This is a genomic window from Lysinibacillus sp. CNPSo 3705 (genome assembly GCF_028674935.1).
GTDB lineage: Bacteria > Bacillota > Bacilli > Bacillales_A > Planococcaceae > Lysinibacillus.
The window spans coordinates 24,440-51,062 of sequence record NZ_JAQZSD010000013.1; the positions used below are offsets into that span (position 1 = coordinate 24,440).

The following is a 26,623-nucleotide window of genomic DNA, read 5'->3' on the forward strand; positions in this document are numbered from 1 at the left end:
AATGAAATCGTAGGGAGAATATTCTTCCTTTTTTTTATGGGAAAATGTAAATTAGTTAAGCTAAATCATGAACTAAATTGTCTAATGTATAGAAGGGGGGTGAGTTACATTATTCGTTTAATTAAAAAAGCCCAAAAAGGAAATGAAAAAGCCTTTTTAAAACTTTTTCAAATGTATGAAGCAGATATATATCGAATGGCGTTTGTTTATTTAAAGAATGAAGAGGAGGCCCTTGATATTGTACAAGAAACCGCTTATAAAGCATTCGATAAAATTGAAAGCTTAAAAGAACCTGCGTACATTAAAACATGGCTTATTAAGATTACCATTAGTAATTCACTGAATCGTTTGAAAAAGTTGGAAAAGATTGTGCCTATGCAAAATGAATACATAGACAATATACAGTTTGAACAGGGTGACCATACCGTTAAAGTCTTGCTACAACAGATGCTAGAGGAATTAACAAGTGATGAAAAAGGAATTGTATTACTGAAATATTATGAGGGCTATACTTTTCAAGAAATTGCTGACACGCTCCAAATCCCATTAGGAACAGTAAAGTCAATTCTTTATCGTGCATTGAAAAAGTTACGTGTTCAAGTAGAGGAGGCAGATTTTTATGGATAAGTTAAAAGAGTCAGTAGAGTCAATTCCATTGCCGCAGGATTTACACAAAAGAGCAAAAATGGGTGTTAGCCAAGTAAAGAAAAAAAGGAAGAGAACATGGCTCATTCCATCAGTGGCTACCGTATTTCTAGCTAGCTCTATTACAGTTGGTGCTGCAATGAATGACAATGTGAAAAATTTGCTATGGCAAATTAGCCCTGAAATAGCTGCATTACTTCAACCAATAGAAAGTACTGTTGAATATGATGGAATAAAAATGGAAATCGTTTCAGCAATGCAAGATGAAGATATGGCAGTAGTGTATGTGACATTGCAGGATGTTGAAGGAAACCGTATTGATGAAACATTGGACATTTATGATTATTCCATATCAAAAGGACGGTCTTTTACTGTTGAAAGAATCGGTTATGATGCTACAACGAAAACAGCCTTAGTTCGATTTATGTCATTTAATGGGAGTAGTACAGATAATTTTAAGTTGAAAATTCGTTCTTTTTTAAGTGATAAATCAGTGTTAGAGGATGTAACATTCCCTCTAGATTTACAAGATGTTAAAGAACAACAAACAGAGCTTTTGCCAGATGGGACAATTCGAGGTGGAGCATCTCCTGAAGAGGATGTATATGTACTGCCTGCAGGTAAATTGAATATTCAACCCCAACTATATGACGGAATACGAATGACAAATATAGGACTTAATAATGATAAACTCTATGTGCAAATAGAGTGGCCAGCCAATAATGCGATTGAACACGGACAATTTTATTTGGTAAATCAAGCTGGGCAGAAGATTCATCCTACAGAGAGTTATTCCTATGGGAGAGATGAACAAGGAACACCCATTTATGCTTATAATTATGAGGAAAATATATTTGATGTAAAGGATATCGATCTAGCTGGGTATGGGTTGCAGGCCAAGATTTATACAGCTGGTCAATATGTGGAGGGTGATTGGGAAGCAACCTTTAAACTAAAAGAGATGAGTGGGCAGTCAGTGCCATTTGCTATGAATTTTGGTGACTGGAAAGCGAAAGAGCTGAAGATTTCTCCGCTGGGTTTAACAGTCATAGGGGAAGGCGATGCGACAGAAACGGAAGAATTAACGGCTACAATTGTTAATAAAGACGGAAGTCATAAGGAATTGACAAGTTTAGTTTCTTTCACGGATGAAAATCAAGTGAAACTAAAGTTAATGTCAGAGGAACCATTAAAGCCCGAACAAATTAAATCTATTATAATTAATGGATTTAAAGTGGATTTTTAACATAAGAGGACGTTTCTACGAATTATAGCTTGGTATGAGGGAAGTGCCATTATAGAAAATTCTTTGGAATGGAAGTATTCAACAACGTTTACAGAGTTATTTAACTTGATATTACAAATGGGCTTGATATTAGCCAACACGATTATTTTGTTTATTCAGCTAAATTCCAGCCTTTATCCCCTACTATTATGATGGTTAGTGTACTCTACATTCGGAGTGTAATTGGCTACTATTTAATAAAACGCAATACTAAATGAGCAGTTGGCTTTTGGGGATTAACAGGTGGTTTATGTGTTTTACTTAGTGGTTTAAGTTTTTAATTCACCAACTAGTGGAGGGAGAATTTTTTTTAGGGTACTTTAATAAGTGGAATTTTAAGTATAGCAGTTACCGTTATAGTATGGTTAAGAAATTCTAAGCATTATCTGATGGCAAAAATGAAAAATTTGTAAAGAAATGTATTTAAAGTAATGAGTGTTTTATGGAAACAAAGCATGTTAAATTAAAAAACTGCATCCACTCGGATACAGTTTTATTTTTTTCTAATCAGTGTATCCCCAAGAGGGATGCCAACCACAACAACCAAAATCGTTAGAATAAGTAGTCCTTGAAAAATAAAATATGCAACTTGATCGAACATCGTGTCTCTCCTTCTTTTTTAATAATTCCGACCTTATATTCTGTAACTAAACGAATAAAGAACAAAATCATTTGTGCTTTTAATAATATAGTTTACTTCATTACAACGTATGTATGCAGCCGTTATTTTTTATATTTTGTGATCTTCAACAATAGGACGCGGCTCTTTGGGTACAAATACTTATACTAAAAATGAGATTTTGCGCCAAAATTCATCATATAGGGCAGCTGTCTTTGTACCCGCTAATTATAATAGGTAGAGAATTAAAAAAGGTAAGGGCTGTTAAAAGAAGGCCCTTACCAATTAATGTGTTAATCATAATAAAATAGAGTCTACTCTCCATTTTATTATTTTTGTTTTTGTAGTAATTCTACAGCAATATCAGGTCGATCTGTAATAATACCTTTTGCACCATTGTGAATTAATTTATTCATTGTTGCTGCGTCATTGATTGTCCAATAATGAACAGGAATATTTAAATTATGCAGGAACTGGATAAATTTCGGAGATTCCAGTGTGATTACTCCTGATTTAGGTGGTATCTGGAATACGTCTACCTTTGGATGATATAAGTGTCCAAATTGGCTTGAGTAAGAGGCAAATGCTTTACGAATATCTGATTCACCTGCACCGAGCGCTACTTTATTTTGTGCATATAAATTAAAGCGATCGATTTGTTCACCGTAAAAGCTTGTGACAACTACTCGATTCTCAGCACCAAGCTCTTCAATTAAACGCCATAGTTTAGATGGCATTAAACTTCCTTCATACGTATCTGGTGCATCTTTAATATCAATATTTATTAACATGTTTGGAAAAGTTTCTAATAGTTCACGTAATGATACAACGTCTATTTTTTCATCTCGATAAGGATATTCCCCATCTAAATCTTTAAATTGATAACCGTGGTTTAATGCATTTATTTCTGCAAAAGTCATATCTGCAACAAGTCCATAGCCATCTGTCGTACGATCGACAGTATCATCGTGGAAAACGATAATTTCCTCATCTTTGGTTAAGCGTATATCTATTTCAAAGCCGTCAACACCTAACTGTGCGGCTTTTTCAAAAGCAGGCATTGTATGCTCAGGTGCTAAATGAGCACCGCCACGATGTGCGAGAATAATTGGGTGATCAAATTGTAACGCTTGTTTACCCTCTCGTTGTTGAGGTTTAGAAATAGCTTTACTACCTGCCCAAGCAGCTGCACTTGCCGCTGCGATTGCAAGAGCAATCTTTGTTTTCTTACCCATATTTGTCCTCCTTAACAATTAAATTAGTATAAATAGTACTGGCAATTTGACTTTTTCAGAGCAAAGCATCAGCTACAATTATGCCGATGCATAATTGATTTTTCAGTGAGCAATCTAACGTAAACTAGTACTCTCTAACTTGCATAAGTGAATGTAAAACGTGTAGTCAAAGTTGTATGCTTTTCCATTATAACGGAAAATCGAGCGTTCTGTCAGCTAAACTCTGTTGCTATCATTTTCCGGTCTATGGTATTCTTTTATGTAAGAAATGAGGGGAATACTATGAACGAACGCCAAGGACTAATCGTTTACGTCCATCAATTAAAACATGCGAAGTCTCTTCGAAAATATGGTCATGTTCTTTATATTTCTCGGAGGCAAAAATATGTAGTGATTTATTGCGAGCGAGAGGAAATTGAATCGATGACAACAAAACTACAACGCCTTCCATTCGTGAAAGACGTTGTAAAGTCTTATCGTCCATTTGTTAAAACTGAGTATGAAAATGCAAAACCAGATAAAGCGAAAGAATATGACTACAAAGCGGGTCTATAATACTATGTTAATGACGGAATATAGTGATGAAGTCTCATTATTCCGATCAAGTATTGATAAAATAGTTTTGATTCCGAAAATATAGAAGAGTGCTTTATTTCTACAACAACCGCTTTTCGATCTAGTCGTTTAATACTTTCTTCAAACATTTTTTGTCGCTGCGAAGGCTGCTCTTCATTATAAGGGATGCCTTCTCGACAAATATAAATCGGCATGAATTTACTTTCACCGACTGGTTTTAAAGCGACTGCTAAAGAGGCAACCTTTTTTTCTTCTTTAGTGGATGTTAGTATAAAGGCTTGGTGGAAGCGATCTTGATTGGTTTTCACTATTTCAAGTAGCTCATAAACATCACCATAGCCTTCACCTAATTCTATAAATTGTTGTGGCATAAAAATTGCACATCCTTTCCAATACACATAGTATCATGCTGCGGGAGGTCAAGCACATGAAATTTGCAATGAGTTTTTTTTCTATTTTAGCACTAATTATTACCGGAACGTTATTTTTTCAGTACCATGCTTATTCTTCTGACTTAGAGACAGGCAATGGCGAATTCCGTTATTCACAAGAGATAGAAATTGTCTATCGAGAAAATAGCTTGGATATTCGTCAACATTTTAAAAATTTACCCAACCAAAAAGTGAAGATAGAGTGGCCAGAAAATGCGATAAATCCTAGTTGCTTTATCGATAACGAAAAAAGTTGTGATCGCCTATCAAAAGAAGTCTCGTATTTTAATAAAGGGGAGACTAAATCACAATCTGTTTCATACATAATTCCAATTAAGGGTGGCTTACAAGATAAAATGCTCATCCAAAATGCTTTCGCCACATTAACGAATGGTGAATCATCTTACTCTGTTGTACATATTTCAACAGATAGTAAAACTGTTGGTCAGTGGGTAACGGGCTTGCCTTTAGTAGGTCAGCAAAAACTATCACTTGTTAACTATACAATGTTTAGTGGATATGGTACAGTTCGTGATATTTATTGGCAAACGGGTAATTTAAAAGTACAAGAGCAAACTCCTGTATTGTCTATTTATGCCCCGGGAGCTATTTCGAAGGATTTCTTGAAAGCATTGGAGAATTTTAAGTTTTTGAATGATCAACATATCGCTATTATTCAAGAAAAGAATCCAGTGAAAGAACATGATAACCGACTTTTATTTTTACCAGAGCTAACTGAACAAGCTGTTGAACAGGAAGTTATACTGTCGCAAATAAAGTCGCAATATAAGTTTGAAGATTCACCAACATGGTTGCCGGAAGTGGTGGCATCCTATTTAGTGAAAGATATGATTGGCTCAGATAAAGCTAAGAAAATCGTGAAGACGTTAAAAGAATATATGACAGCTAATCAAGAGTCGACATGGCAGGAAGCTTTGAATAAACTTGGGGAAGAGCCGATTTCCCCTGCATCAATGGACGAGCTTTTATCCGAGGTACTAGATGCAAAAACGTCTTATTTTAAGTTAAATGCTGCCCAAGAAAATGGCACATATCCACTATTATTTGAGGATGAACGAAGTGTTTACGTGAATGATGTTTTGAAAAAAGACGTTCGTGTAATACTTTATGAAGGGCAAGTATTATATAATGCTGATAAATTGTTACCTTATTTAGGCTATACTGCTGGTGAAGGTGAAAATGGGTATTATATCAATAGTGATAATCGTACCTTCCGATTCCCGAAAGAACCAGGATTTTATGTCTTTAATCAACGTAGATATTCGACGATTTCAGCACCGATTATTAAAATTGCCAATAATTATTATGTAGAAGAAGCTTGGCTACAACGATTATTTTTAGTAGAATTACAAAAAAGTGATGGTCGTATCAATATTAAGTTATTAACACAAGAACAAGAATAAATTTTTTGCAGCGGAGGTTCGTCTTTCGCTGCAAAAATGCTTTTATCTTCAATCAGCCTGTTGTTGCTGCGGCGACAACAGGGTTTTGACTGTGTGAAAGCGAAGCGACAGCATCAGCAACACCAACAATAATTAAGTCAAGGCGAAATTGATTTATGGAAAAAGAAAGTACGGTGATTTACCTATGAGAGTTGTAGCAGGAGAACGTAAAGGGATGCCTTTAAAGGCAATTGCAGGGAACACGACGAGACCTACAACTGATAAAGTAAAGGAATCCATATTTAATATTATTGGCCCATTCTTTGATGGAGGTACGGCGCTCGATTTATTTGCAGGGAGCGGTGGCTTAGGTATCGAATCTTTAAGTAGAGGGGCTGAGCACGCCGTATTTATTGAAAAAGATGCAAAGGCGTTCCAAGTACTACAGGATAACATAAAAAAATGTCGTTACGAGGATTGCTCTGAGCTTTTTCGTATCGATGCGAAGCGTGCTGTGAAAGCGTTATTAAAACGTGATATTACGTTTAAATTAGTATTTTTAGATCCACCATATCATCATAAAGAATATTATGACTTAGTGCAGATTCTTGTTGACAATGATAAAATTCAACATGATGGCATTATTTTATGTGAGCATGCAAAAGAAGTAGAATTACCACAAATATTTGGGGACTTTGTATTAAAAAGACAAGAAACATATGGCGGAACGATTATATCCGTTTATCTTCATTCGGAGGGTGTCTAAGACCCCTTGGACATTGATCGTTGCATAGAGGAAGAGGGAGAATAAGTTGTCAGAGAAGATTGCTGTAGTTCCTGGAAGTTTTGATCCGGTGACATTTGGTCACTTAGATATTATTAAACGGGCGGCAGATGTATTTGACACAGTTTATGTTGCTGTTTTAAATAATTCATCCAAGCAGCCGTTATTTTCAGTGGAAGAGCGCATGGCATTAATGGCAGAAGTCACTAAAACATTGCCTAATGTACGTATTGAAAGTTCATCAGGGTTATTAATAGACTATGCTAAGGAAAAAAAAGCAAAAGCGATTGTCCGTGGTTTACGTGCTGTTTCGGATTTCGAATACGAAATGCAAATTACTTCGATGAACCGTTTTCTTGATGAAACTATTGAAACGTTTTTCATTATGACAAAAAATCAATATTCATTCTTAAGCTCAAGCATTGTGAAAGAGGTTGCGAAATACGGTAGTGATGTTAGCGAGCTTGTTCCTGCTTGTGTTGTAGAAGCTTTGAAGGAAAAGTACTAACTTTTTTCAGCCTGTGTCCAAACGACTGTATTTGTTGCTAAACTTTCGCTACAAGACATCCGCTGAAATAGAGGAAATCATCTAAGTTCGCCACGCAAGCGACAGTAACGAGGCATAATTGTTAATAAACTAAAAGAGTGAGGCTGTGACAAAAACTAAAGCCTTAAAAAGCGCGGGAAATCAATTTTAAAAACGTTGATTTCCCGCGCTTTTTTGACGTAAAATTTTGTCATGGTTTTATCCATTTGACAAAAAATGGATTTAGGAATTATCATAATACTTTCTACGAAACTAGAGAGGGGAAATGATTGATTTCTCTACTGTGCTTACTCGTCCAGTCTTTACTCCTAAACCTTATCTTTTATTTATTTTAAGAAAAAAAGAGCATAAATAGTGGGTACAATGATTATGCTAAGTAGGCGGAATTTTATATATGGTCGAACAGAAAGCTTGGCTGATTTCGCAATGACGAAAATTTGTAAATGAATGCTTATACTTTGCATAGTTAACAACATAACAACTAGTAATGGTAAATATGGGAGATTTGGAAATGCTGAGACGGTCATTTTAAGTCCATTTGTAACTTCAAGAATGGCTGCTATGGAAAGCTCGGCTGTATAGGGAAGTTTAGGTAGCAGTGAATCTAAGCCTTGCTGGACGATCGTCTGGATGGTAGTGAAAAAAATTATTGTAGTGCCAACTAATAGTATTGTCGGTGCTGTTTCTTTAATACTTTCAGAAAATGGTGCTGTATGCAAAGGTGTATTGTGTATGGAGATGCTAGGAGGATCCGTTTTACGAAATAAGAAGTAACCAGTTAGTAAACAGCAAATATTAAAACTATGTAGTAAACATAAAAACATCCATCCGAACGTATTACTGTGTAATAAATCAAGGCTTACAAAGCCTAGTACGAAAAGAGGACTAGGTGCGTGACATACGGCTAATAAAAAATTTGCTTCTTTTGGATGTAGTTGCCCACTGTTTTTTAAGTAAACAATCGTTGTTGCTCCAGATGGATACCCTCCGAGTGCGCTAATAATATAGGCTTGTACGTATAAAGAAGCTCTTTTTGTCTTAGTTCGCATAGGAGCTGTTAAACGAAGAAGCCATTGCGTTAAAATTAGGTAAGGTAATAAATACGGGAAAAGGGCCTCCATAAAAAGGTTTAAACCTAAATCAGTACCGTTATGAGCAGTTTGTGGGAATAACAAGAGTAATAGAATAAGAACTATGCAAATCGCTATTTGAATTATCGCATACATGTTATCATCTCGTTTCAACTTTTTGTCATTCACATAGGCAAATGCTAAAATCAATATATGTAAAAAAGGCAAAAACATGAACGTATGGTTTTGCGAGCGTCCTAGGAGGTGTTTTTCTTTGAAGAAAAAAATTAGTATTTATGCAGTGTTAATAGTCGTCATTTGTTTTTTAATGTTATACCGACTAGACGCTTATATCATGAAGCCGGGAAGTGCTTACGATGTCAGTAAATTCGTTAACGTTGAAAATAGTCACACCGATGATAAAGGATCAATGAGCTTAATGACGGTGGCTATGCAGCAAGCAACGCCTTTTTCATATTTATGGGCGAAAACTCAAAAATATCAAAAACTAATGGATATTGAGCAAGTTCGAAATCCATTGGAGGATGAAGAGGAATATAATGTTCGACAGTTTAAATTAATGTCTGATTCTCAATTTAATGCAAAGTATGTAGCTTTTCAGAGGGCTGGTCTCCAAACAAAAATTATTTTTAATGGTGTTTTTGTATTAAATGTCCTAGATGGCGGTGCTTCGGATAATGTATTAAAAGCTGGAGATGAAATTATTGAGGTTGATGGACAAAAAATTAAAAATCAACAAATGCTTGTAGATCTTTTAAAGCCAAAGCAACTTGGAGATAAGGTGACAATTAAATTTAATCGTAATACAAAAGAACAAGAGGTAACGATTACATTAAAGGAAATCCCTAAATCAGAAGAGAAAAGGGCAGGATTAGGTATTACTTATACTGAAAGTAAATCTATTGAAACAAATCCAAGTGTGTCTATGAAAACGGAGGATATTGGAGGTCCGTCTGCTGGGCTAATGTTTACCTTAGAAATTTTAGACCAACTTCTCGAAGAAGATTTAACGAAAGGATATGCTATTGCGGGGACAGGTGAAATGCTGGTAGATGGCTCTGTTGGAAGAATTGGTGGAATAGACTATAAAGTTATTGCCGCTGATCGTGATGGTATGGAAATCTTTTTTGCACCAGATGATGAAATTACGCCAGAAATGAAAGCTAAATATCCTGAACTGGAATCTAATTATGCTACAGCAGTAAAGACTGCGAAAGAAATTGGAACAAAAATGAAAATAGTTCCGGTTAAAACTGTGGATGATGCAATCGCATATTTAAAACAGTTACAGACGAAATAGGTTTTACTGTAACGATGGTTAGTTTCCGTTGCTGTTGGGTTCTTTCCTGGGAGTGTCTAATGAGACGCTTGGGCAATTAAAGAGGTTTGTCTAGCAACATCGGCAGCACGAAGGTGTATTACAGGGAGTAGCTCCTAGCCTTCGTTCCTCTAATCGCTTACTTACGCTATGGAAAAAATGATAAAAAAGCCCGTGCTCAAAATTAATTGAGTAACCGGCTTTTTTTGTTTACCTTGATGTTTGAAAATTTTTCTTAATTCTCTGCTACAAGTTTTATTATTTCTCCTTCTTCATTAACTACGGCAATCGCCTTTGTAGTATCTATGTTGTTAATAGCATAAATTTTTGTTCCAACTGGATAAATATTCGAAGACAATTCTTTACTGTCTTGCTCTTTGTTGAGGTCGTATTTTACTTCGCCTAACTTTTCGCCAAGTTGGTTATTTTCTAAAACTTCTTCAGTCATCATGTAATGTGTATTATTGTACTTTACGAATTGAAATGCCCAAGAAGATGAAGAATTGCATCCTATTAACAAGAAAATGAACAAAAAACAATAACAATATAAAGAATACTTCAAAGCTATACCTCCAGAAGAAATTTCTTGTGGTTGTCCATTTCTTAAAAACGAATCGGTGGTGTTTGATAATCTTTAGGAAGACTTTGCCCTTTTGTTCCTTGTTCTATACTTAAATTGTATACCTCTGCTGCATGTATATCTACAGCAAGCATAGCATCGTCCATAGCAGCTACACGACTGATTAAAGGTAAAAGTATATCTTTTTTATGCATGCCTAAATATCGTTGTCCCTTCGTGCTCATACCAAGTAAACGTATGCTAGATGGGGCGTCAAAGCTTTGCAACTGTTCCTTTGTAAACCCAGTATAAATGTGTGTGAGCATGCGTTGAAGTCGCGTCCAAGTATAGCGTTTTGATTTAATTTTCTCCATAAAGCTACTGAATGAATGACTTGTTTTCGCTGCTTTAATTAGAGCGTTTTCAATGCCTTCTGTTACTTCTGCATAGCGCGTAAGTTCGTGAGGTGTGTGACGAATAAGCGTAAACTGTAACAATGGCCAAAAAGCTTCCCAACTTGCAAATTCACCATGTTTTTCGTACCAATCCGCTAAATAATCAAACGATGCTTTAGGGAGAAAATCTTCCACACTTTGAAGCGTGTTGGTTGTTGCTAGAGCCTTGCGTATTCCTGTGGCACTAGCTATGGATGCCCCCTCTTGCAAAGCGTCGTGGTAGCCTGCAACAATGCGAGGGATCGTTAAAGGTTTGATGTTACTACCTAGAGTCGTGGCAGCCTCAATATAATGAAAACCAAGTATATTGTTTGGTTGTCCCAAATCAATGTATGCAGCAGGAAATTTTTGAGAAAGCTGTTCATAGGCGTAATGTAGACTTTTGGGATAGCTTGCCCCCGTTTTAAGGCTTTCTTTAATAAGAGTGTTATAGTCAGCGCGATGATTATTAATGAGCTGAAACGTATTCATAAAGGGTTGAATGGAACCGTCTTCGCTTCCAAAGGCAAAAGAATCGCAACCAATTGCAGATAGTAAGGAAATTGCTCCTTTTGCGAAATCAGTTGCAGGTGCGGTACTATAAACGTAGGGTAGTTCAATGACAATATCAACACCACCTGCAAGAGCCATTTTTGTACGTGTCCATTTATCAACCATGGCTGGTTCACCACGCTGCAAAAAATCTCCACTCATGACTGCAATGGCAATATCCGCTTGTGCTACTTTTTTTGCCTGCTCCAAATGATAGGCGTGTCCGTTGTGAAAAGGATTGTATTCAACAACTATTCCGACTGCTTGCAAATTTAAGCCCCCTTTACCAATGTCATTTGCTTCTCGTTCTTACTTAGAATATAGAACGGTTTGGAGCAAATACAGTTTTATAATATTTAATTATAGGTGGGTTTTATTGTGGTGACAAGAAATTATCTTGACATCTATTTTTACACATTATATAATCAACAGTGTTGTCTCGAGGTGATTAAACGAATGAAATGGTCAATTCATCAATTATCTAAATACCGCCAAAACGGGATGCCAATCGATGCCTATGTCCAACTGGACGAGGTGATGGAGCGAAACCAGGATATTCGAGCAATTTCGCCCGTTCATGTAAAAGGGCTATGTACTTTCGGTGCATCGCAAATGACATGTCAGCTAACTGTGGCAGCGACGTTAACATTACCATGTGCACGCACATGGGAAGATGTTGAGTTTCCTATCGAAGTTGAGACAGTTGAAATTTTCAGCTGGATTGACGAGGAAAAACGAGGGGAAGATGACGGAGATATTCACTATATTAATGGTGAAGTAATCGACATGAAGCCGGTTATTGAGGAGTTAGTACTTCTTGAAGTACCTATGCAAGTGTTCAAGGAAAATTCCGAAGGGCAAGTGCATGGTGGGAAAAATTGGACTTACACGACGGATGAAGACGTTGAACTACACAAAAAAGCTGACGAACAAAAAGTGGATCCAAGACTTGCTAATTTAGCTAAGTATTTTGATCAAACAGACGAATAGACGATCTGTAAGGAGGTGCCATCAATGGCTGTACCATTTAGAAGAACTTCTAAAACTGCAAAAAGAAAGCGTCGTACGCATTTCAAATTATCTGTACCTGGTATGGTAGCTTGCCCAAACTGTGGTGAAGCTAAATTATCACACCGTGTTTGCAAAGCTTGCGGACAATACAAAGGTAAAGAAGTAGTAAGCAAATAATACAGTGTTTGCTCACTTAAAAGGCTAGTAGAGAGACCATGGCTCTTTACTAGCCTTTTTGTTGGTTTGAAGAGACGGAATTTTCCGGCAATAATGAAAAGATATATAGTACTATAATAATTGTATGATACAATTTATCCATCGGGACAAAGGGGGAAATAGTATGGCTTACATAATTGATAACAAAGAAGGTATTATGACGTTTACGATTAATCGAGAAGAAAAACGGAATGCGGTAAATGATGAGGTTATGGATGGACTACAAGAAGTCATTACATATATTCGAAATCATGATGATGTTCGTTTTTTAGTCGTTACGGGAGTAGGGGATAAATCATTTTGCTCGGGAGGTGACTTATCTGAATTCCATACGCTCGAAACAGAGGATGAAGCGTTTGGGATGTTAAGTAAGATGGGCGAAATATTATACGAGCTTGCAACGTTGCCTGTGCCAACAATTGCGTTGATTAACGGAACAGCGGTTGGTGGAGGTTGTGAAATTGCAACAGCTTGCGATTTTCGTCTAGTGGCAAGTCATGCGAAGTGCGGTTTTATACAGGGGACATTAGCAATTACGAGTGGCTGGGGAGGCGGTACATACTTATTCGAACGAGGATTACGCCATGATCGTGCGATGAAGATGCTAGTCGATGCGAAGCCATATTCAGCAGAATTACTATATGAGATTGGTTGGGCAATGCGCGTTTTTGAAGGTTCAAAAGAAGCGGCATTGAATAATTTTATCGAACATATGCGTAAAATTCATCCTTCTGTTCATAAGGCTTATAAAGAAATTGAGCTTCGTAAATGGCGTGAGCGAAATATGTATGAACGCGTTATGGAGGAAGTTCGTACATGTGCGAAATTGTGGGAAAGTGAAGCTCATCACGAGGCAGTTGCTAATTTCCTAACAAAGAAAAACAATAAATAATGTATAACGGCAGTGATTATAACAAAACATAATCACTGTCTTTTTTAATTCGATGATTCTATTTTGCTCGTTCACGCATATAGTAGTAAAAAATGCGAGGGTGATAGATTATGGAATTGAAAAAAAGAAAAGATCAATGGACAAAGGAAGACGATGAAAGATTAGCAGAAATTGTGTTGCATAATGTGCAAAATGGCAAAACACAGCTAGAAGCTTTTGAATTGGCTGCTGCTGAACTAGGTCGTACAAAACAAGCTTGTGGTTTCCGTTGGAATAAAACATTACGTAGTCAATATAGTCAGTCACTACTAGCTGTCCGAAATCAGCCGCAACAATCGATGCGAAGTCATTTGAAACTGGCATTAACAAGTTTTGATGAATTAACAGAAGCCTATCAAAGTCTTGAAGTAAGGCACCGTGAATTACAAAATGAGCATGATAAACTAGTGAAATGGTTGCAGCAAGGGTATTCTTTAATGAAAGATTAAATAAGGATGCTGCCAAAAGTTAAACGTGCTGTAGAGTAAGTACTTAGAAAAAATGTAAACTTGTGAAAACATAGTGCTATGTTTCAAAAAAATATTTATCCCTCATTAACGGTCCGATTCAATAAGTGAAGGTTGATAATTAGTGAGCAATAACGACTGATTAAAGTTTCACTTTTTATATTATCGTAAACACTTAGTCAATCCTGTATAATAAAAGAACCTGCATAGGAGGTGCCTTAGAAATCATTCTAAGGCACCTCCTTCTGTAGAAAGGGACGATAAGGATCATTTAACTTGTCAGTGGTTGTCTTTTGTGCCGGAAACGAACGACAGGTGCATGTGTCACAAGATAGAAGAACTCAGCTAAGAACGCCACGTCCTGTGGCATTTATCTGTGAGAAAGCAAAGAGTCGGTTACATATGTTTTCTGTGCGAAAGCGAAGCGACAGCAACATATGTTTTCTGTGCGAAAGCGAAGCGGCAGCAACATATGTTTTCTGTGCGAAAGCGAAGCGACAGCATCCATTATATCGAGGTAAAATTGATTGATGGTCTTTAGCGGCTATAATGTAATCGCAGTAGAACTGTTTAGGAGGGCGTTCTCTTATGTTAGATCGTCCATTGTAAATGTGGGAGGTGTAATGAGTTGTGGATGTAGCGATTATTGGTGCAGGTGCTGTAGGCCTGTTAACGGCAAGCTTTTTAGCTGAGTCTGGTATATCTGTAACGTTGGTTTCAAGAAGGCGGGAACAGATAGATGAACTTAATGCGAAGTATTTAACACGAGTGAATGTTGATGGAACGAAAACTGAACAAAAAGTTGCTTCAACTACGAACTTAATGGAGTTATCACAGCAAGATTTAATTGTAATTGCTGTTAAGTATGGTCAATTACAAGAGCTTTACGGACAATTATCTGCGTTACCAAGTACAGTTTCGTTGTTGTTTATGCAAAATGGTTTAGCGCATTTTGATGAAGCTCTTCGTTTGCCACAAAAAAATATTGCCTTTTGCTCTGTATCTTTTGGTGCTCAAATGATAGATCGGGCAACCGTACAACATAGGGGTGTGGGTGTTTGCAAAATGGCGATAGAGCGAGGAAACGGTGATGCGTTTAACAATTTGCTACAATTGAATAATTCCTTGTATCCGTTTGAGTTGGTTGCTAATGCTGAACAAATGTTATTTGAGAAAGCGGTATTTAACTGCTTGATTAACCCATTAACGGCTATATTGCAAGTGAGGAATGGAGAGTTAGTAACGAATAAGCAAGCGTTTTTATTGATGCAAACTATCTATCAAGAATTAACGGATGCTTTTGAAGGCATAGAACAAGCTATCCCTTTTTCCAAAGTGATAGAGTTATGTGAAATAACAGCGAGCAATACATCATCTATGCTAGCGGATCGGTTATGTGGGAAAAAAAGTGAAGCTGACACGATTGTAGGGGTAATTTTAGAAAAAGCTCTAGCGAAAGGTCATAATTTGCCTACTTTACGCACTTTATACTACCAAGTACTTGCGATAGAGGAGAGCGGTGAAAGACGTTGAAAGATTTTTTACATATAGTAATAAGTGTCATTATTTTTTGTCCAATCCTCCTTTTTGTGATTGTCTATTTAATTAGTCGAAAGGTTAAAATTCGAGGCACTCATGCTTTTGGAGTCGCATCGGACGTGACAACAGTGTGTTTGTTTTTTTCAGTACCACTAGCAATTGGTGTGCTGTGGAATGTCGATGTTAGTGCGCTATTAGTAACGTTTGCGATAATGATGGCGATGATTTTTACATATATTGATTGGCGGACGAAAAAGGAAATTGAAGTGAAATCGCTTCTTAGGAAAATTTGGCGCTTTCAATTTTTAGTGTTAAGTACAGCATATATTGTTCTTTGTATAGTAGGTGTTATTCGATCTGTTATTGAATATTTACAAGCTGTCTAAGCATTTTCTTTTGATGTTGATGCCATAAGCGTTAAAATAATAGCATTAAAGATTGTAATAACTCTATATTGCAAATAAATTAAATAAAATTCCTTGTGCGACAACGTTTGAGTATCTAACAAAAATCGTATACCGTTTTTTGAATATTTGTTGGAGTTTGTCGATTTGATAAACCGTTCAAATTGCTTAGTAGTATTAAAAGGGATTTATTTTATTACAAGTTTGCTTATGAAGAGTAAGAAGATGATTTAGTGAGTAGAGGAGTTTGTGTTAAATGAAACTGGAGTCAATCCAAGTACCCATAAAAAATCGTTTGCTAGCAGATTATTGGTCGTCGAATACTGCTATCCATGAGTTTTTTGAATACGCATACAACGATAAATCTTTTGAAAAACGAGCGCAATATTTAGATCAGCATGCATATGATCAAAAAGAATTAACAGCCATCATACGTCAATTTATGGAGCCGCTCGGATTATCGAAGAAAGCGAATGAACATTTGCAGCAACTAGAGCAAGGGGCTGTTGCAGTTGTCGGTGGGCAACAAGCGGGTATCTTAACAGGCCCTCTTTACTCAGTGCATAAAGCGATTTCGGTCATTGCATTAGCGAAAGAGCAAAGTGCAAAACTTCAGCGACCGGTTGTTCCTATTTTTTGGATAGCTGGTGAAGATCATGATTTAGAGGAAATTAACCACACGTATACAGTATGTGGTGAAGGTATTAAAAAACGTGTTTACGGTGAACGTTCAAGACGCAAAACGATGGCTTCTGAAACAAGTATAAACAAAGAATCAATGACACAATTAATCAATACGATTGCGAAGGATATGGGCGAAACAGCATTCACTGAACTGCTTGTGAAACAATTAGTGGAAACTCTTAATGAGTGTGAAACATTTACGGACTTCTTTGCGCAACTTATGAATCAATTGTTTAAAGATGAAGGTTTATTGATGATTGATGCAGCGGACTTTAAATTCCGCCAATATGAGCGTGATAAATTTACCCGCATCATTCATAAAAATGAAGAAATTGCTAGAGTGGTGACAGAAAAAGAAGCGGAGCTTGAACGTGCAGGCTATGGCAATCCTATTTTGGCATCAAATGAGGCGGCCAATTTATTTTATGTAGAAAATGGGGAGCGCCATCTTTTAGAACGAAAAAATCAGCAATTTGTAAATCTAGCTGCAAATATTAAGCTATCGCGTGAAGAAGTTTTAGAAATTGCCGAAAAACATCCTGAGCAATTAAGTAATAACGTTGTGACGCGTCCGCTAATGCAGGAAATGACATTGCCTGTGCTTGCGTTTGTTGGTGGACCAGGGGAGCTTGCGTACTGGGCGACATTGAAAGATGCGTTTACGGTACTAGGCTTACAAATGCCGATTTTTGCTCCGCGTCTTCATATCACGATTGTCACAAGACATGTAGAACAACTTTTACGTGAATATCGTTTAAGTGTTGCCGATGTTTGGGGTGGAAAAGCGGTACAGCTTAAAGAACAGTTTATTGCTGAAATACAGGATGCTGAAGCGAAGCATCAAATTCAGGTGATGCAACAAGATCTTTTAGAAAAGTATGAGGCCCTTCAACTTTATTTAGAAGAGCAACAACTATTACTAGATAAAATTCTTGTGAAAAATAAAGAGAATCATCTAAAGCAATTTGAGTATTTACAGCAAAAGGTTGAACAAACAGTCCTTAACAAGCATGAAACGACAATTCGAAAATTTATGACGCTACAAAATGAGTTGTATCCGAATGAAGGATTCCAGGAAAGAACTTATAATCCTTATCAATATTTTAATGAGTTTGGACCTATGCTAATTACTGAAATGCTGAAACAAAATTATAGCATTGGCAAACACCACTATTTAATTTATTTATAATCCTAAAATTTGTAACTTTATACCCAATTAACAGTTTAATACAATATTAACTTGATGAATGATGACGACATAAATAGTAAATGGAGAGCTATCCTACTAAGGGTAGCTCTTTTTTTGTGTCATTTATCATGGGTTCGAAATGTTGTTAAAGGTCTATTCACGTATTAAGTGTTAAAATGTCAAGTTTTTTTTAAAAAAAGTGGTGGAAAGTGGGGGGATGTGGTACATTATTTAATAAAGTGGGGTGAATAGCATGTTCATGGGAGAATATCAACACTCTGTTGATGCGAAAGGACGATTAATCGTGCCCGCAAAATTTCGTGACGCCTTAGGCGAAACATTTGTTGTGACGCGCGGACTTGATAATTGTTTATTTGGCTATCCTATGAATGAATGGCGAAAACTCGAAGAAAAATTAAAGGACTTACCGATGACCAAAAAGGATACACGTGCTTTTGCAAGGTTTTTCTTTTCTGGAGCAACGGAAGTAGAAATAGACAAGCAGGGGCGCATAAATATTCCTTCAACTCTTATGCAGCATGCACATCTTGTGAAAGAATGTATCGTGTTAGGCGTTTCGAATCGAATTGAAATATGGGCGAAAGATGCTTGGGAAACTTACTTTAGTGAGTCGGAACAATCCTTTAATGAAATTGCAGAAAATATGATTGGCTTTGATTTTTAAAATTTATTTAGTTAAGGCCCGAAGGGAGCGAGTGGTATGTTCGATCATACAACCGTGTTATTAAAAGAAACTGTTGATGGGTTGAACATCGATCCTGATGGTGTATATGTGGACTGTACGTTAGGTGGAGCAGGACACAGTGAATATTTAGTACAACAATTATCTGAAAAAGGGCGTTTAATTTGCTTCGATCAAGATATGACAGCTATTAACAATGCAAAAATTCGATTGGCGCCATATATTGAGCGTGTGACATTTGTTCATTCGAATTTCCGCTATTTAAAAGAAGAGCTATTAGCGCTTGGTATTGAGCAAGTTGATGGTGTTTTATATGATTTAGGCGTATCTTCACCACAGCTAGATACACCAGAACGTGGCTTTAGTTATCACCATGATGCACCTCTAGATATGCGCATGGATCAAACAGCAACACTTACAGCATTTCATGTTGTGAATGAATGGGCATATGAAGATTTAGTACGTATATTTTTCCGTTATGGAGAAGAGAAATTTTCCAAGCAAGTTGCTCGTAAAATCGAAGAAGCACGTAAGGTGGCACCGATTGAAACAACCGGCCAACTTGTAGAACTTATTAAAGAGGGTATTCCAGCAGCGGCTCGCCGTAAAGGTGGACATCCAGCGAAGCGCATATTCCAAGCAATACGAATTGCTGTTAACGATGAGCTAGGCGCGGCAGAGGATTCGTTAGTCGATGCGATTGATATGATAAACGTAGGTGGACGCATTAGTGTCATTACGTTCCATTCATTGGAGGACCGCCTATGCAAGACTATTTTTAAGGAAGCGTCATCATTACCGGAATTACCACCGAATTTGCCAGTGATTCCAGATGACATGAAGCCAACTTTAAAGCTTATTACGAGAAAGCCGACTCTTCCTTCTGATGAAGAATTGGCAGTAAACAATCGTGCTCGTTCAGCAAAGCTTAGAGTGGTTGAGAAAATTAACGACAAAGGGCGTGAGTAAATGGCAGCAGTTCGTGTAAGGCAGCACCAGCAACAACAAGTGCAACAACCGATAACACCCCCTAGTCCACAACCCACTATTATCCGTCGTAAAAAAACGAACCAGAAGTTTGAAAAAACAATGCTAATTGTTTTAGTTAGCATTGTTGCTGTATTATCGGTACTCGTTTTGAACAAGCAAGCAGCAATTCAAACGACAAGCATGGACATTCAAAAAATCGAAACTGAAGCAGAAGAGATTGCTAAACAGAATGTTGACTTGACAGTTCGTGTGAGTGAACTTTCTACATACGATAACATATGGAAAAAAGCTAAAGAACTCGGTTTAACTCAAAATGAGAAAAATGTAAAGGTAGTGCCGGGAGAATGAAAAAAAAGAGATTTCGATTCCAATGGGGAGCCTTTCTATTATTAATTTTTTATGGAGGGCTCTTTTTTCTATTGTTTTCAAGAATGTTTATGTTACAGGTGACAGGTGAAGTGGAAGGACAAGAGCTTGCGGCAAGAGCAGCTGCAAAATATAGCAAAGAAAGTGCAATATCAGCAAGCCGTGGGAAAATTTACGATACAAATGGACAAGTCATCGCGGAAGATACACTTAGTTATCGACTAATCGCCGTCGTCAATGAACAAGCCACGACGGATGAAAAAAAACCTCGCCATGTAGTAGATGCTGAAAAAACTGCAAAAATATTAGCAGAATATATTCCTATGGACGAAGAGAAAATCTATAAACAGCTTACTAGGGTAAATAATAAGGGCAAAAAGCCTTATCAAGTTGAATTTGGAAGTGCAGGCCGTGGGATAAGTCATGATACTATGAGTAAAATCAAAGCGGAGAAATTACCAGGGATTGTATTTATCAACGATTTAAAACGTTATTATCCAAATGGTATCTTTGCCTCGCACTTAATTGGTTTCGCACTAAAAGAGGAAAATAAGGATGGTACGTTCACGACAAAAGGAAAAATGGGTCTTGAGCTTACTTATAACAAAGAACTAACCGGAAAAGACGGTAAGGTTGAATATGAGACAGATGCTTTCCATTATTTATTGCCGAGTAGTGAAAAAATGGTGACGCCTGCGAAAAATGGTGATGACATTTATTTAACACTAGATAAAACAATTCAAAGTTTTTTAGAGGAAGCGATGACAGCGGTTGAAAAGGAATATAACCCTGAATCGATGACAGCTATTGTGGCAAATCCGAAAACTGGTAAAATCCTAGCGATGTCACAACGACCTACGTTTAATCCTGATACACGAGAAGGCAATAATATGAAATGGCTGAACGAAGCTATTGAAGAGACCATTGAACCAGGTTCGACGATGAAAACGTTCACGCTCGCCTCGGCTATTGATACAGGTGCGTGGGATCCAAATGCAAGGTATAAGTCAGGAACATACATGGTTTTTGGTAAGCCTATTAGAGACCATAATAATGGGTATGGTTGGGGTACGATTCCTTATTTAGAAGGCTTCCAACGTTCATCTAATACGGCAATGGCTCACCTTTTAAAGCGAATTGGTAACGATGTATTTTTTGATTATTTAGATCGATTTGGATTTGGTAAGAAAACAGGCATTGATTTACCAAATGAAGCGTCGGGTACACTTTTATCGAAATATCCAGTAGAACGAGTGACAACAACGTTCGGTCAAGGTTCTACGGTAACACCGATTCAGTTAATTCAAGCATTGACAGCGATCGCGAATGGTGGAAAGATGATGCAACCTTACGTTATTGATCGAATAGTCGATTCCTCAACAGGGGAGGTTATCCAAAATCATGAGCCCGTTGTCAAGGGACAACCAGTTTCAGCCGACACAGCGAAGCAAGTAAAAGAAATCCTTGCATCTACGTTAACAGCTAAGGAAGGTACAGCGAAGGATTTTATCCTTGATGAATATGAAGTTGCAGGGAAAACAGGTACTGCCCAAATTCCTTTAGGAAATGGTAACTATTCATGGGGAGCAAATGAATTTTTGTATTCTTTCTTAGGGATGGCTCCTGTAGATAACCCTCGGCTCATTATGTATGTTTCCGTAAAAAGGCCAAAGCTAAAGGGTGACCCTGGTTCTATACCAGTTTCAAAAGTATTTAACCCCGTTATGTTAAATAGCTTAAAGTATTTAAATGTGAATACCGAAGATGTAAAGCATGTTGACGAGACAAAAATACAAGATTATACAGGTAAAAGTGCTGATGCTATACAAGTAGAGCTTGCGAACGATGGTTTAAAGCCTGTTATTGTTGGTAGTGGCGGTAAAATTATTGACCAATATCCAAAAGGTCCTCAAAAACTAGTAAAAGGTAATTTTGTATTTTTAAAGACTGAGGGCGATATAACGTTACCAGATTTCACTAATTGGTCGTTGCGTAATGTACTTGCTTTTAAGACAATGGCAAATTTAGAAATGGATATTGTCGGAGAGGGCTTTGTAGCTAGTCAGAGCCTTACGGCAGGAACAGTAATTTCAGATAGTTCACCGATTGTCGTGCAGCTGAAAACGCCAGCTGAAAGCTTTAAGCAAGATGTAGAGACCCCACCCGAGGGTGAAACAACTGAATAAACCCTGAATAGAAGCCCACTTTATTTCATACGTTGTAAAAAACAAGGTGTGATGTCGAATGAAGTGGATTTCTATCCATTCCAAAAAGCGATTGCGTATTTTATACGTATTGTTTATGTTTGTAGCTGTTGCGGTTGTTATTAGGCTTGTCTTCTTACAAGTATTAGATCAAAAAGATTTGACAAAGAAAGCCGAAGAGAATTGGGACCGAGAAATTCCTTTTGCCAATGAGCGAGGGCATATTACTGACCGTAAGGGGAAAAATATTGTCACAAATAAGCTTGCGCCAACTTTGTATTTCATGCCTTCGCAAAGTAAGGATATTGAAGGAGCAGCAGCGAAAATTGCACAAGTTTTGGGAGTAGATGAACAAAAGCTGTTGGAAAAAATGAAGAAAAAAGCCTACTTAGTAAAGCTGGCACCTGAAGGAAAAAATATTTCGTATGAAAAAGCAGTGGAATTACAAGGTCTGCAGATTGAGGGATTATATAGCGGTGTCGATTATACAAGGGATTATCCATACGGCACCTTACTATCTCGTTTTTTAGGCTTCACAGGTTATGATGCTCAAGGTTTAGCAGGAATTGAATATGAATATGATAAGTTGTTAAAGGCTAATTCTTCTGCAATACGGATCTTTACAGATGCGAAAGGGAATAATTTACCGAACGTAAAGAGTGCATGGAAGGCTGGTGAAGATGGTGCAACGATCGAGCTAACGGTAGACGTAGATGTACAACAGGTCGTCGAGCGTGAACTGTCACAGGCAATGGAGCGCTATGATGCTGACCAAGCGATGGCGATTGCCATGAATCCAAATACTGGCGAGATTTTAGCGTTATCCTCATATCCAACCTTCGATCCGGCAGCATATCAAACGGTAGAGCCTGCTATCTACAATCGGAATTTACCAGTTTGGATGACTTATGAGCCAGGGTCAACGTTCAAAATTATAACGCTTAGTGCTGCTTTAGAAGAAAATGTAGTGGATTTAGAGAAGGATACTTTTTATGATCCAGGCTATTCAATGGTTGCAGGAGCAAGATTGCGCTGTTGGAAACGTGAAGGTCATGGCTCTGAAACCTTCCTTGAAGTTGTAGAAAATTCTTGTAACCCTGGCTTTATTGAATTAGGTCAACGAATAGGTAATGAAAAACTACTACAATATGTTAAAGATTTTGGTTTTGGCAAAAAAACAGGTTCTAACATCGCTGGCGAAGCTTCAGGGATTTTATTTTCCAAAGATGCTTTTGGACCTGTTGAGCAGGCCACAACTTCATTTGGCCAAGGTGTTGCCGTAACACCCATTCAGCAAGTGCAAGCAGTAGCCGCAGCAGTAAATGGGGGCAAGCTTTATACGCCATATGTAGTGAAGAAAATTATTAATCCCAATACTGGAGAAGTTATAGAACAGACTAAACCGGAAGTTAAAAAACAGGTTATTCGTGAGGAAACGTCTGCAAAGGTACGAGGTGCATTAGAATCTGTTGTAGCAAAAGGCTCAGGACGTCAAGCTTACCGAGATGGATTACGGATTGGTGGCAAAACAGGTACAGCACAAAAGGTGGAAAATGGGCGTTATAAAGATGGTGAATATATCGTATCATTTATTGGCTTCGCACCTGCGGATAATCCGCAAATTGTCGTTTATGTAGCAGTAGATAACCCGAAAAAGGGAACACAGTTTGGCGGTGTGATCGCAGCTCCAATCGTTGGACAGATTATTGAAGACGTTGCACCTTTTGTTGGCATTGAAAAATCGAAGGAACAGCTTGAAAAGGATTATCGTTGGGGTGACCCAATTACTGTGAAGGTACCAAGTTTTATTGGTCAAACGAAGGACGATATTGCCAAGCAACATTATCCATTCCGTATTGAATGGCATGGAGAAGGTACTAAAATTGGCAATCAACTGCCTGAAGTGGATAGTGTTATTAAACAAGATGGCACCATTCATCTTTATTTAGAGAACTAATATAACTTTACCTTTAAAAAATGGGAAAGAACCACTATTATAATGAAGGGTAGTAATAAATACATGAAAGTTTGTGCTTTTTTCTTCAAGAAGAAAGTGAAACAAGATTTAAAGGAGATTTTTCAATGAAACTCGCAACAACACTTACCATTTTAGCTATTGCTTTTATAGTAACAGTTATCCTGGCACCAATTAGTATTCCACTTCTTCGCCGATTAAAGTTCGGTCAAAGTATTCGTGAAGAGGGACCACAATCCCATATGAAAAAAGCTGGTACACCAACAATGGGTGGCATTATTTTCTTACTTGCCATTATCCTCACTACTGTTGGTGTAGGTAGCTTTTTAGATTTATTTACAACACAAACCGTCGTACTGTTATTAGTATTAATAGGGTTTGGGTTAATCGGCTTGTTTGATGATAGCTTAAAGGTTGTTTTTAAACGTAATTTAGGACTAACATCACTTCAAAAGCTTATTGGTCAAATTGTCATTGCAATTTTGGCCTATTTCTTACTACATGTAGGATCGTTTGATACAACACTTGCTATACCATTTACAGATTGGACGATCGATCTTGGTATTTTCTATGTAGCCTTTTTAATTTTCTGGTTAGTGGGCTTCTCGAATGCAGTGAATTTAACAGACGGATTAGATGGACTTGTGGCAGGTACTGCATCTATTGCCTTTGCAGCATTTGGTGTTATTGCTCTGTTCCAAGATCAAGCTGATATCGCCTTATTTACATTTGCGGTAACAGGTGCGTTATTAGGATTTTTACTTTTTAATGCGAATCCTGCAAAGGTATTTATGGGGGATACGGGTTCGTTAGCATTAGGTGGAGCTTTAGCCATGGTCTCTGTGTTAGAAAAAGCAGAATTCCTACTGTTATTAATTGGATTGGTATTCGTTATTGAAACATTATCCGTTATTTTACAGGTAGGTAGCTTCAAACTTCGTAAAAAACGTATTTTTAAAATGAGTCCTATTCATCATCATTTTGAATTATCAGGTTGGTCAGAATGGAAGGTAGTACTTGTCTTTTGGTCAACTGCTTTAGCAGTAGCATTGATTGCAGTTTTATCGGAGGCGTTCTTATGAGAAACTTTTCAGATTTACAACATAAAAAAGTCCTTGTTTTAGGTCTAGCTAAAAGTGGTGTGGCTGCAGCTGAGATTTTACATGAGCTTGGCGCCTTTGTGACGGTCAATGATTCTAAACCATTTGATGAAAGCCCAGATGCGCAAGGTTTATTGCAAAAGGGAATCACGGTTATTTGTGGTCGTCATCCTGAGGATTTACTCGATGAAGGCTTTGAATTATTAGTGAAAAATCCAGGGATTCCTTATAGTAACAAAATAGTAGCAGATGCATTAAACCGTGGAATCCCCGTATGGACAGAAATTGAGCTTGCCTATTTAATTAGTGAAGCGCCGTTTATCGGTATTACAGGATCAAACGGTAAAACAACAACGACAACAGTAATTTTCGACATGTTGAATAACGGTGGTTTACAACCGTTAATTGCAGGGAATATAGGGACAGTTGCATGTGGTGTTGCAAGAGAAGCACAAAAGGATAATGTAATCGTTACAGAGTTATCATCTTTCCAATTAATGGGCATTAAAACTTTTAAGCCAAAAATTGCTATATTAACAAATCTTTATGATGCTCATCTTGATTATCATGGGACGTTTGACAATTATGCAGAGGCAAAGTTTGGTGTTACACGTAATCAAGATGAAAGCGATTATTTTATCTATAATGCTGATCAGCCGATCGTTGTTGGCTATGCAACACAATCAAAAGCTAAAAAGGTACCTTTTAGTTCTAAGGGACGTACGGATGAAGGAATTAGTGCGGATGATACAACAATTTACTGGCAAGGTGAGCCTTATCTAGATCGAGCAAATATCGCTTTGCCTGGTAAGCATAACTTAGAAAATATTTTAGCGGCTGTCGCAGCTTGTATTTTAGTCGGCTGTGACAAAGCTAAAATGGAAGAAGTTTTAGCGAAGTTTGGGGGAGTTCGTCACCGTACTCAGTTCGTGCGCGAATGGAACGGCCGCAAGATTTATAATGACTCAAAAGCAACAAACTGCTTAGCAACAAAAAGTGCTTTAGATGCATTCCAAGCACCTGTTATTTTATTGGCAGGTGGCTTAGATCGAGGACATTCGTTTGAAGAATTACGTCCATGTATGAGCCATGTAAAGGGTGTTGTTGCCTTTGGAGAAACAGGACTACGCTTTGTAGAATTTGCAAAGTCATGTGGTGTACAACATACTGTCATTGCCCAAAATGTTGAGGATGCAGTACATTACGCGGCGCCGCTGTCAGCAGAAGGCGATGTTATTCTATTATCTCCAGCATGTGCAAGTTGGGATCAATATGACAGCTTTGAAATACGAGGCGATGTTTTTATTGATGCTGTAATGAAGCTGTAATGAGCCTGTAATTATTTTAGAATATACTTGACTTGGA

At 37.4% G+C, this 26,623-nt stretch carries 27 protein-coding genes; 22 read left to right on the forward strand and 5 right to left on the reverse strand.

Annotation, left to right across the window (positions count from 1 at the left end):
• Positions 1–99 precede the first annotated feature (99 nt).
• The 3 genes from PVA17_RS07840 (at position 100) to PVA17_RS07850 (ending at position 2,148) form a co-directional block, all read left to right on the forward strand.
• Positions 100–627 (forward strand): RNA polymerase sigma factor, encoded by a 528-nt coding sequence (locus PVA17_RS07840; RefSeq protein WP_274067366.1) that lies wholly within the window; start codon positions 100–102, stop codon positions 625–627.
• Entirely contained in the window at positions 620–1,891 is a 1,272-nt protein-coding gene (locus tag PVA17_RS07845) for a hypothetical protein (protein WP_274067367.1), read from the forward strand. The genes PVA17_RS07840 and PVA17_RS07845 overlap by 8 nt, the downstream gene beginning before the upstream one ends.
• 128 nt (positions 1,892–2,019) lie before the next feature.
• A complete protein-coding gene (locus PVA17_RS07850) occupies positions 2,020–2,148 on the forward strand; it encodes a DUF4306 domain-containing protein (protein ID WP_274067392.1) in 129 nt (42 codons plus the stop codon).
• 730 nt (positions 2,149–2,878) lie between these two features.
• Here the strand turns inward: PVA17_RS07850 and PVA17_RS07855 are convergent.
• The gene (locus PVA17_RS07855) at positions 2,879–3,784 is read right to left on the reverse strand and encodes a glycerophosphodiester phosphodiesterase family protein (RefSeq protein ID WP_132357598.1); all 906 of its coding nucleotides are present in this window, start codon (positions 3,782–3,784) and stop codon (positions 2,879–2,881) included.
• 282 nt (positions 3,785–4,066) lie between these two features.
• Between PVA17_RS07855 and PVA17_RS07860 the strand changes: the two genes are divergently transcribed.
• Positions 4,067–4,339 carry a YlbG family protein gene (locus PVA17_RS07860; protein WP_132357596.1) on the forward strand — a complete coding sequence of 91 codons (273 nt, stop codon included), beginning with the start codon at positions 4,067–4,069 and terminating at the stop codon, positions 4,337–4,339.
• A gap of 2 nt (positions 4,340–4,341) precedes the next feature.
• On the opposite strand, the gene PVA17_RS07865 is transcribed toward PVA17_RS07860, so the two are convergent.
• Positions 4,342–4,731 (reverse strand): DUF7147 family protein, encoded by a 390-nt coding sequence (locus PVA17_RS07865; RefSeq protein WP_132357594.1) that lies wholly within the window; start codon positions 4,729–4,731, stop codon positions 4,342–4,344.
• A gap of 56 nt (positions 4,732–4,787) precedes the next feature.
• On the opposite strand from PVA17_RS07865, the gene PVA17_RS07870 reads away from it, so the two are divergent.
• From PVA17_RS07870 to coaD, 3 genes are all read left to right on the forward strand, one after another.
• Positions 4,788–6,215, forward strand: coding sequence for an RNA polymerase II (locus PVA17_RS07870; RefSeq protein WP_132357592.1), 1,428 nt, complete (start codon positions 4,788–4,790; stop codon positions 6,213–6,215).
• A 184-nt stretch (positions 6,216–6,399) separates the two neighbouring features.
• The gene (rsmD, locus tag PVA17_RS07875; RefSeq protein ID WP_132357590.1) at positions 6,400–6,960 is read left to right on the forward strand and encodes a 16S rRNA (guanine(966)-N(2))-methyltransferase RsmD; all 561 of its coding nucleotides are present in this window, start codon (positions 6,400–6,402) and stop codon (positions 6,958–6,960) included.
• Positions 6,961–7,006: 46 nt separating this feature from the next.
• Positions 7,007–7,486: a pantetheine-phosphate adenylyltransferase gene (gene coaD, locus PVA17_RS07880; RefSeq protein ID WP_132357588.1), complete on the forward strand. Its 480-nt coding sequence runs from the start codon at positions 7,007–7,009 to the stop codon at positions 7,484–7,486.
• A gap of 365 nt (positions 7,487–7,851) precedes the next feature.
• Here the strand turns inward: coaD and PVA17_RS07885 are convergent, their stop codons facing one another.
• Complete coding sequence (locus PVA17_RS07885; protein WP_274067368.1) at positions 7,852–8,751, reverse strand: hypothetical protein; 900 nt, start codon at positions 8,749–8,751, stop codon at positions 7,852–7,854.
• Between the two features lie 118 nt (positions 8,752–8,869).
• Here PVA17_RS07885 and PVA17_RS07890 point away from each other — a divergent pair, with 118 nt between their 5' ends.
• A complete protein-coding gene (locus tag PVA17_RS07890) occupies positions 8,870–9,916 on the forward strand; it encodes a SepM family pheromone-processing serine protease (protein WP_132357584.1) in 1,047 nt (348 codons plus the stop codon).
• A 253-nt stretch (positions 9,917–10,169) separates the two neighbouring features.
• Here the strand turns inward: PVA17_RS07890 and PVA17_RS07895 are convergent, their stop codons facing one another.
• Both PVA17_RS07895 and PVA17_RS07900 read right to left on the reverse strand, forming a co-directional pair.
• Positions 10,170–10,496: a hypothetical protein gene (locus PVA17_RS07895; RefSeq protein WP_274067369.1), complete on the reverse strand. Its 327-nt coding sequence runs from the start codon at positions 10,494–10,496 to the stop codon at positions 10,170–10,172.
• Between the two features lie 41 nt (positions 10,497–10,537).
• Positions 10,538–11,749 (reverse strand): nucleotidyltransferase, encoded by a 1,212-nt coding sequence (locus PVA17_RS07900; RefSeq protein WP_274067370.1) that lies wholly within the window; start codon positions 11,747–11,749, stop codon positions 10,538–10,540.
• A 186-nt stretch (positions 11,750–11,935) separates the two neighbouring features.
• Between PVA17_RS07900 and PVA17_RS07905 the strand changes: the two genes are divergently transcribed.
• From PVA17_RS07905 to murD, 14 genes are all read left to right on the forward strand, one after another.
• Positions 11,936–12,469: a YceD family protein gene (locus PVA17_RS07905; RefSeq protein ID WP_274067371.1), complete on the forward strand. Its 534-nt coding sequence runs from the start codon at positions 11,936–11,938 to the stop codon at positions 12,467–12,469.
• A 24-nt stretch (positions 12,470–12,493) separates the two neighbouring features.
• Entirely contained in the window at positions 12,494–12,667 is a 174-nt protein-coding gene (rpmF, locus tag PVA17_RS07910; RefSeq protein ID WP_010858320.1) for a 50S ribosomal protein L32, read from the forward strand.
• Between the two features lie 163 nt (positions 12,668–12,830).
• On the forward strand, positions 12,831–13,598 hold the full coding sequence (locus tag PVA17_RS07915) for an enoyl-CoA hydratase/isomerase family protein (protein WP_132357576.1): 768 nt from the start codon (positions 12,831–12,833) through the stop codon (positions 13,596–13,598).
• Positions 13,599–13,708: 110 nt separating this feature from the next.
• Positions 13,709–14,086 carry a transcriptional regulator gene (locus tag PVA17_RS07920; protein ID WP_132357574.1) on the forward strand — a complete coding sequence of 126 codons (378 nt, stop codon included), beginning with the start codon at positions 13,709–13,711 and terminating at the stop codon, positions 14,084–14,086.
• 648 nt (positions 14,087–14,734) lie between these two features.
• The gene (locus PVA17_RS07925) at positions 14,735–15,637 is read left to right on the forward strand and encodes a ketopantoate reductase family protein (protein ID WP_274067372.1); all 903 of its coding nucleotides are present in this window, start codon (positions 14,735–14,737) and stop codon (positions 15,635–15,637) included.
• A complete protein-coding gene (locus tag PVA17_RS07930) occupies positions 15,634–16,029 on the forward strand; it encodes a DUF3397 domain-containing protein (protein ID WP_274067373.1) in 396 nt (131 codons plus the stop codon). Before PVA17_RS07925 ends, PVA17_RS07930 begins: the two co-directional genes overlap by 4 nt.
• 274 nt (positions 16,030–16,303) lie before the next feature.
• A complete protein-coding gene (gene bshC, locus PVA17_RS07935; protein WP_274067374.1) occupies positions 16,304–17,920 on the forward strand; it encodes a bacillithiol biosynthesis cysteine-adding enzyme BshC in 1,617 nt (538 codons plus the stop codon).
• Between the two features lie 253 nt (positions 17,921–18,173).
• A complete protein-coding gene (mraZ, locus tag PVA17_RS07940; RefSeq protein WP_132357565.1) occupies positions 18,174–18,605 on the forward strand; it encodes a division/cell wall cluster transcriptional repressor MraZ in 432 nt (143 codons plus the stop codon).
• Between the two features lie 36 nt (positions 18,606–18,641).
• A complete protein-coding gene (gene rsmH, locus PVA17_RS07945; RefSeq protein ID WP_132357563.1) occupies positions 18,642–19,592 on the forward strand; it encodes a 16S rRNA (cytosine(1402)-N(4))-methyltransferase RsmH in 951 nt (316 codons plus the stop codon).
• Positions 19,593–19,961, forward strand: a complete 369-nt coding sequence (gene ftsL2, locus PVA17_RS07950; RefSeq protein ID WP_132357561.1) for a cell division protein FtsL — start codon at positions 19,593–19,595, stop codon at positions 19,959–19,961.
• The gene (locus tag PVA17_RS07955) at positions 19,958–22,165 is read left to right on the forward strand and encodes a penicillin-binding protein (RefSeq protein ID WP_274067375.1); all 2,208 of its coding nucleotides are present in this window, start codon (positions 19,958–19,960) and stop codon (positions 22,163–22,165) included. The genes ftsL2 and PVA17_RS07955 overlap by 4 nt, the downstream gene beginning before the upstream one ends.
• Positions 22,166–22,223: 58 nt before the next feature.
• The gene (locus PVA17_RS07960; RefSeq protein ID WP_132357557.1) at positions 22,224–24,140 is read left to right on the forward strand and encodes a stage V sporulation protein D; all 1,917 of its coding nucleotides are present in this window, start codon (positions 22,224–22,226) and stop codon (positions 24,138–24,140) included.
• A 125-nt stretch (positions 24,141–24,265) separates the two neighbouring features.
• The gene (mraY, locus tag PVA17_RS07965; protein ID WP_132357555.1) at positions 24,266–25,240 is read left to right on the forward strand and encodes a phospho-N-acetylmuramoyl-pentapeptide-transferase; all 975 of its coding nucleotides are present in this window, start codon (positions 24,266–24,268) and stop codon (positions 25,238–25,240) included.
• Positions 25,237–26,586 (forward strand): UDP-N-acetylmuramoyl-L-alanine--D-glutamate ligase, encoded by a 1,350-nt coding sequence (gene murD / locus PVA17_RS07970; protein ID WP_132357553.1) that lies wholly within the window; start codon positions 25,237–25,239, stop codon positions 26,584–26,586. The genes mraY and murD overlap by 4 nt, the downstream gene beginning before the upstream one ends.
• Positions 26,587–26,623 lie beyond the last annotated feature (37 nt).

Excerpts from the sequence above, each read along its gene's own strand:
- PVA17_RS07905 (WP_274067371.1), top strand. The coding sequence starts at position 11,936 with ATGAAATGGTCAATTCATCAATTATCTAAATACCGCCAAAACGGGATG.
- PVA17_RS07855 (WP_132357598.1), bottom strand. The coding sequence starts at position 3,784 with ATGGGTAAGAAAACAAAGATTGCTCTTGCAATCGCAGCGGCAAGTGCA.
- PVA17_RS07865 (WP_132357594.1), bottom strand. The coding sequence starts at position 4,731 with ATGCCACAACAATTTATAGAATTAGGTGAAGGCTATGGTGATGTTTAT.
- rsmD (WP_132357590.1), top strand. The coding sequence starts at position 6,400 with ATGAGAGTTGTAGCAGGAGAACGTAAAGGGATGCCTTTAAAGGCAATT.
- PVA17_RS07860 (WP_132357596.1), top strand. The coding sequence starts at position 4,067 with ATGAACGAACGCCAAGGACTAATCGTTTACGTCCATCAATTAAAACAT.
- rsmH (WP_132357563.1), top strand. The coding sequence starts at position 18,642 with ATGTTCGATCATACAACCGTGTTATTAAAAGAAACTGTTGATGGGTTG.
- PVA17_RS07870 (WP_132357592.1), top strand. The coding sequence starts at position 4,788 with ATGAAATTTGCAATGAGTTTTTTTTCTATTTTAGCACTAATTATTACC.
- bshC (WP_274067374.1), top strand. The coding sequence starts at position 16,304 with ATGAAACTGGAGTCAATCCAAGTACCCATAAAAAATCGTTTGCTAGCA.
- PVA17_RS07920 (WP_132357574.1), top strand. The coding sequence starts at position 13,709 with ATGGAATTGAAAAAAAGAAAAGATCAATGGACAAAGGAAGACGATGAA.
- PVA17_RS07915 (WP_132357576.1), top strand. The coding sequence starts at position 12,831 with ATGGCTTACATAATTGATAACAAAGAAGGTATTATGACGTTTACGATT.
- PVA17_RS07885 (WP_274067368.1), bottom strand. The coding sequence starts at position 8,751 with ATGTATGCGATAATTCAAATAGCGATTTGCATAGTTCTTATTCTATTA.
- rpmF (WP_010858320.1), top strand. The coding sequence starts at position 12,494 with ATGGCTGTACCATTTAGAAGAACTTCTAAAACTGCAAAAAGAAAGCGT.
- ftsL2 (WP_132357561.1), top strand. The coding sequence starts at position 19,593 with ATGGCAGCAGTTCGTGTAAGGCAGCACCAGCAACAACAAGTGCAACAA.
- mraZ (WP_132357565.1), top strand. The coding sequence starts at position 18,174 with ATGTTCATGGGAGAATATCAACACTCTGTTGATGCGAAAGGACGATTA.
- PVA17_RS07955 (WP_274067375.1), top strand. The coding sequence starts at position 19,958 with ATGAAAAAAAAGAGATTTCGATTCCAATGGGGAGCCTTTCTATTATTA.
- mraY (WP_132357555.1), top strand. The coding sequence starts at position 24,266 with ATGAAACTCGCAACAACACTTACCATTTTAGCTATTGCTTTTATAGTA.
- PVA17_RS07960 (WP_132357557.1), top strand. The coding sequence starts at position 22,224 with ATGAAGTGGATTTCTATCCATTCCAAAAAGCGATTGCGTATTTTATAC.
- PVA17_RS07845 (WP_274067367.1), top strand. The coding sequence starts at position 620 with ATGGATAAGTTAAAAGAGTCAGTAGAGTCAATTCCATTGCCGCAGGAT.
- murD (WP_132357553.1), top strand. The coding sequence starts at position 25,237 with ATGAGAAACTTTTCAGATTTACAACATAAAAAAGTCCTTGTTTTAGGT.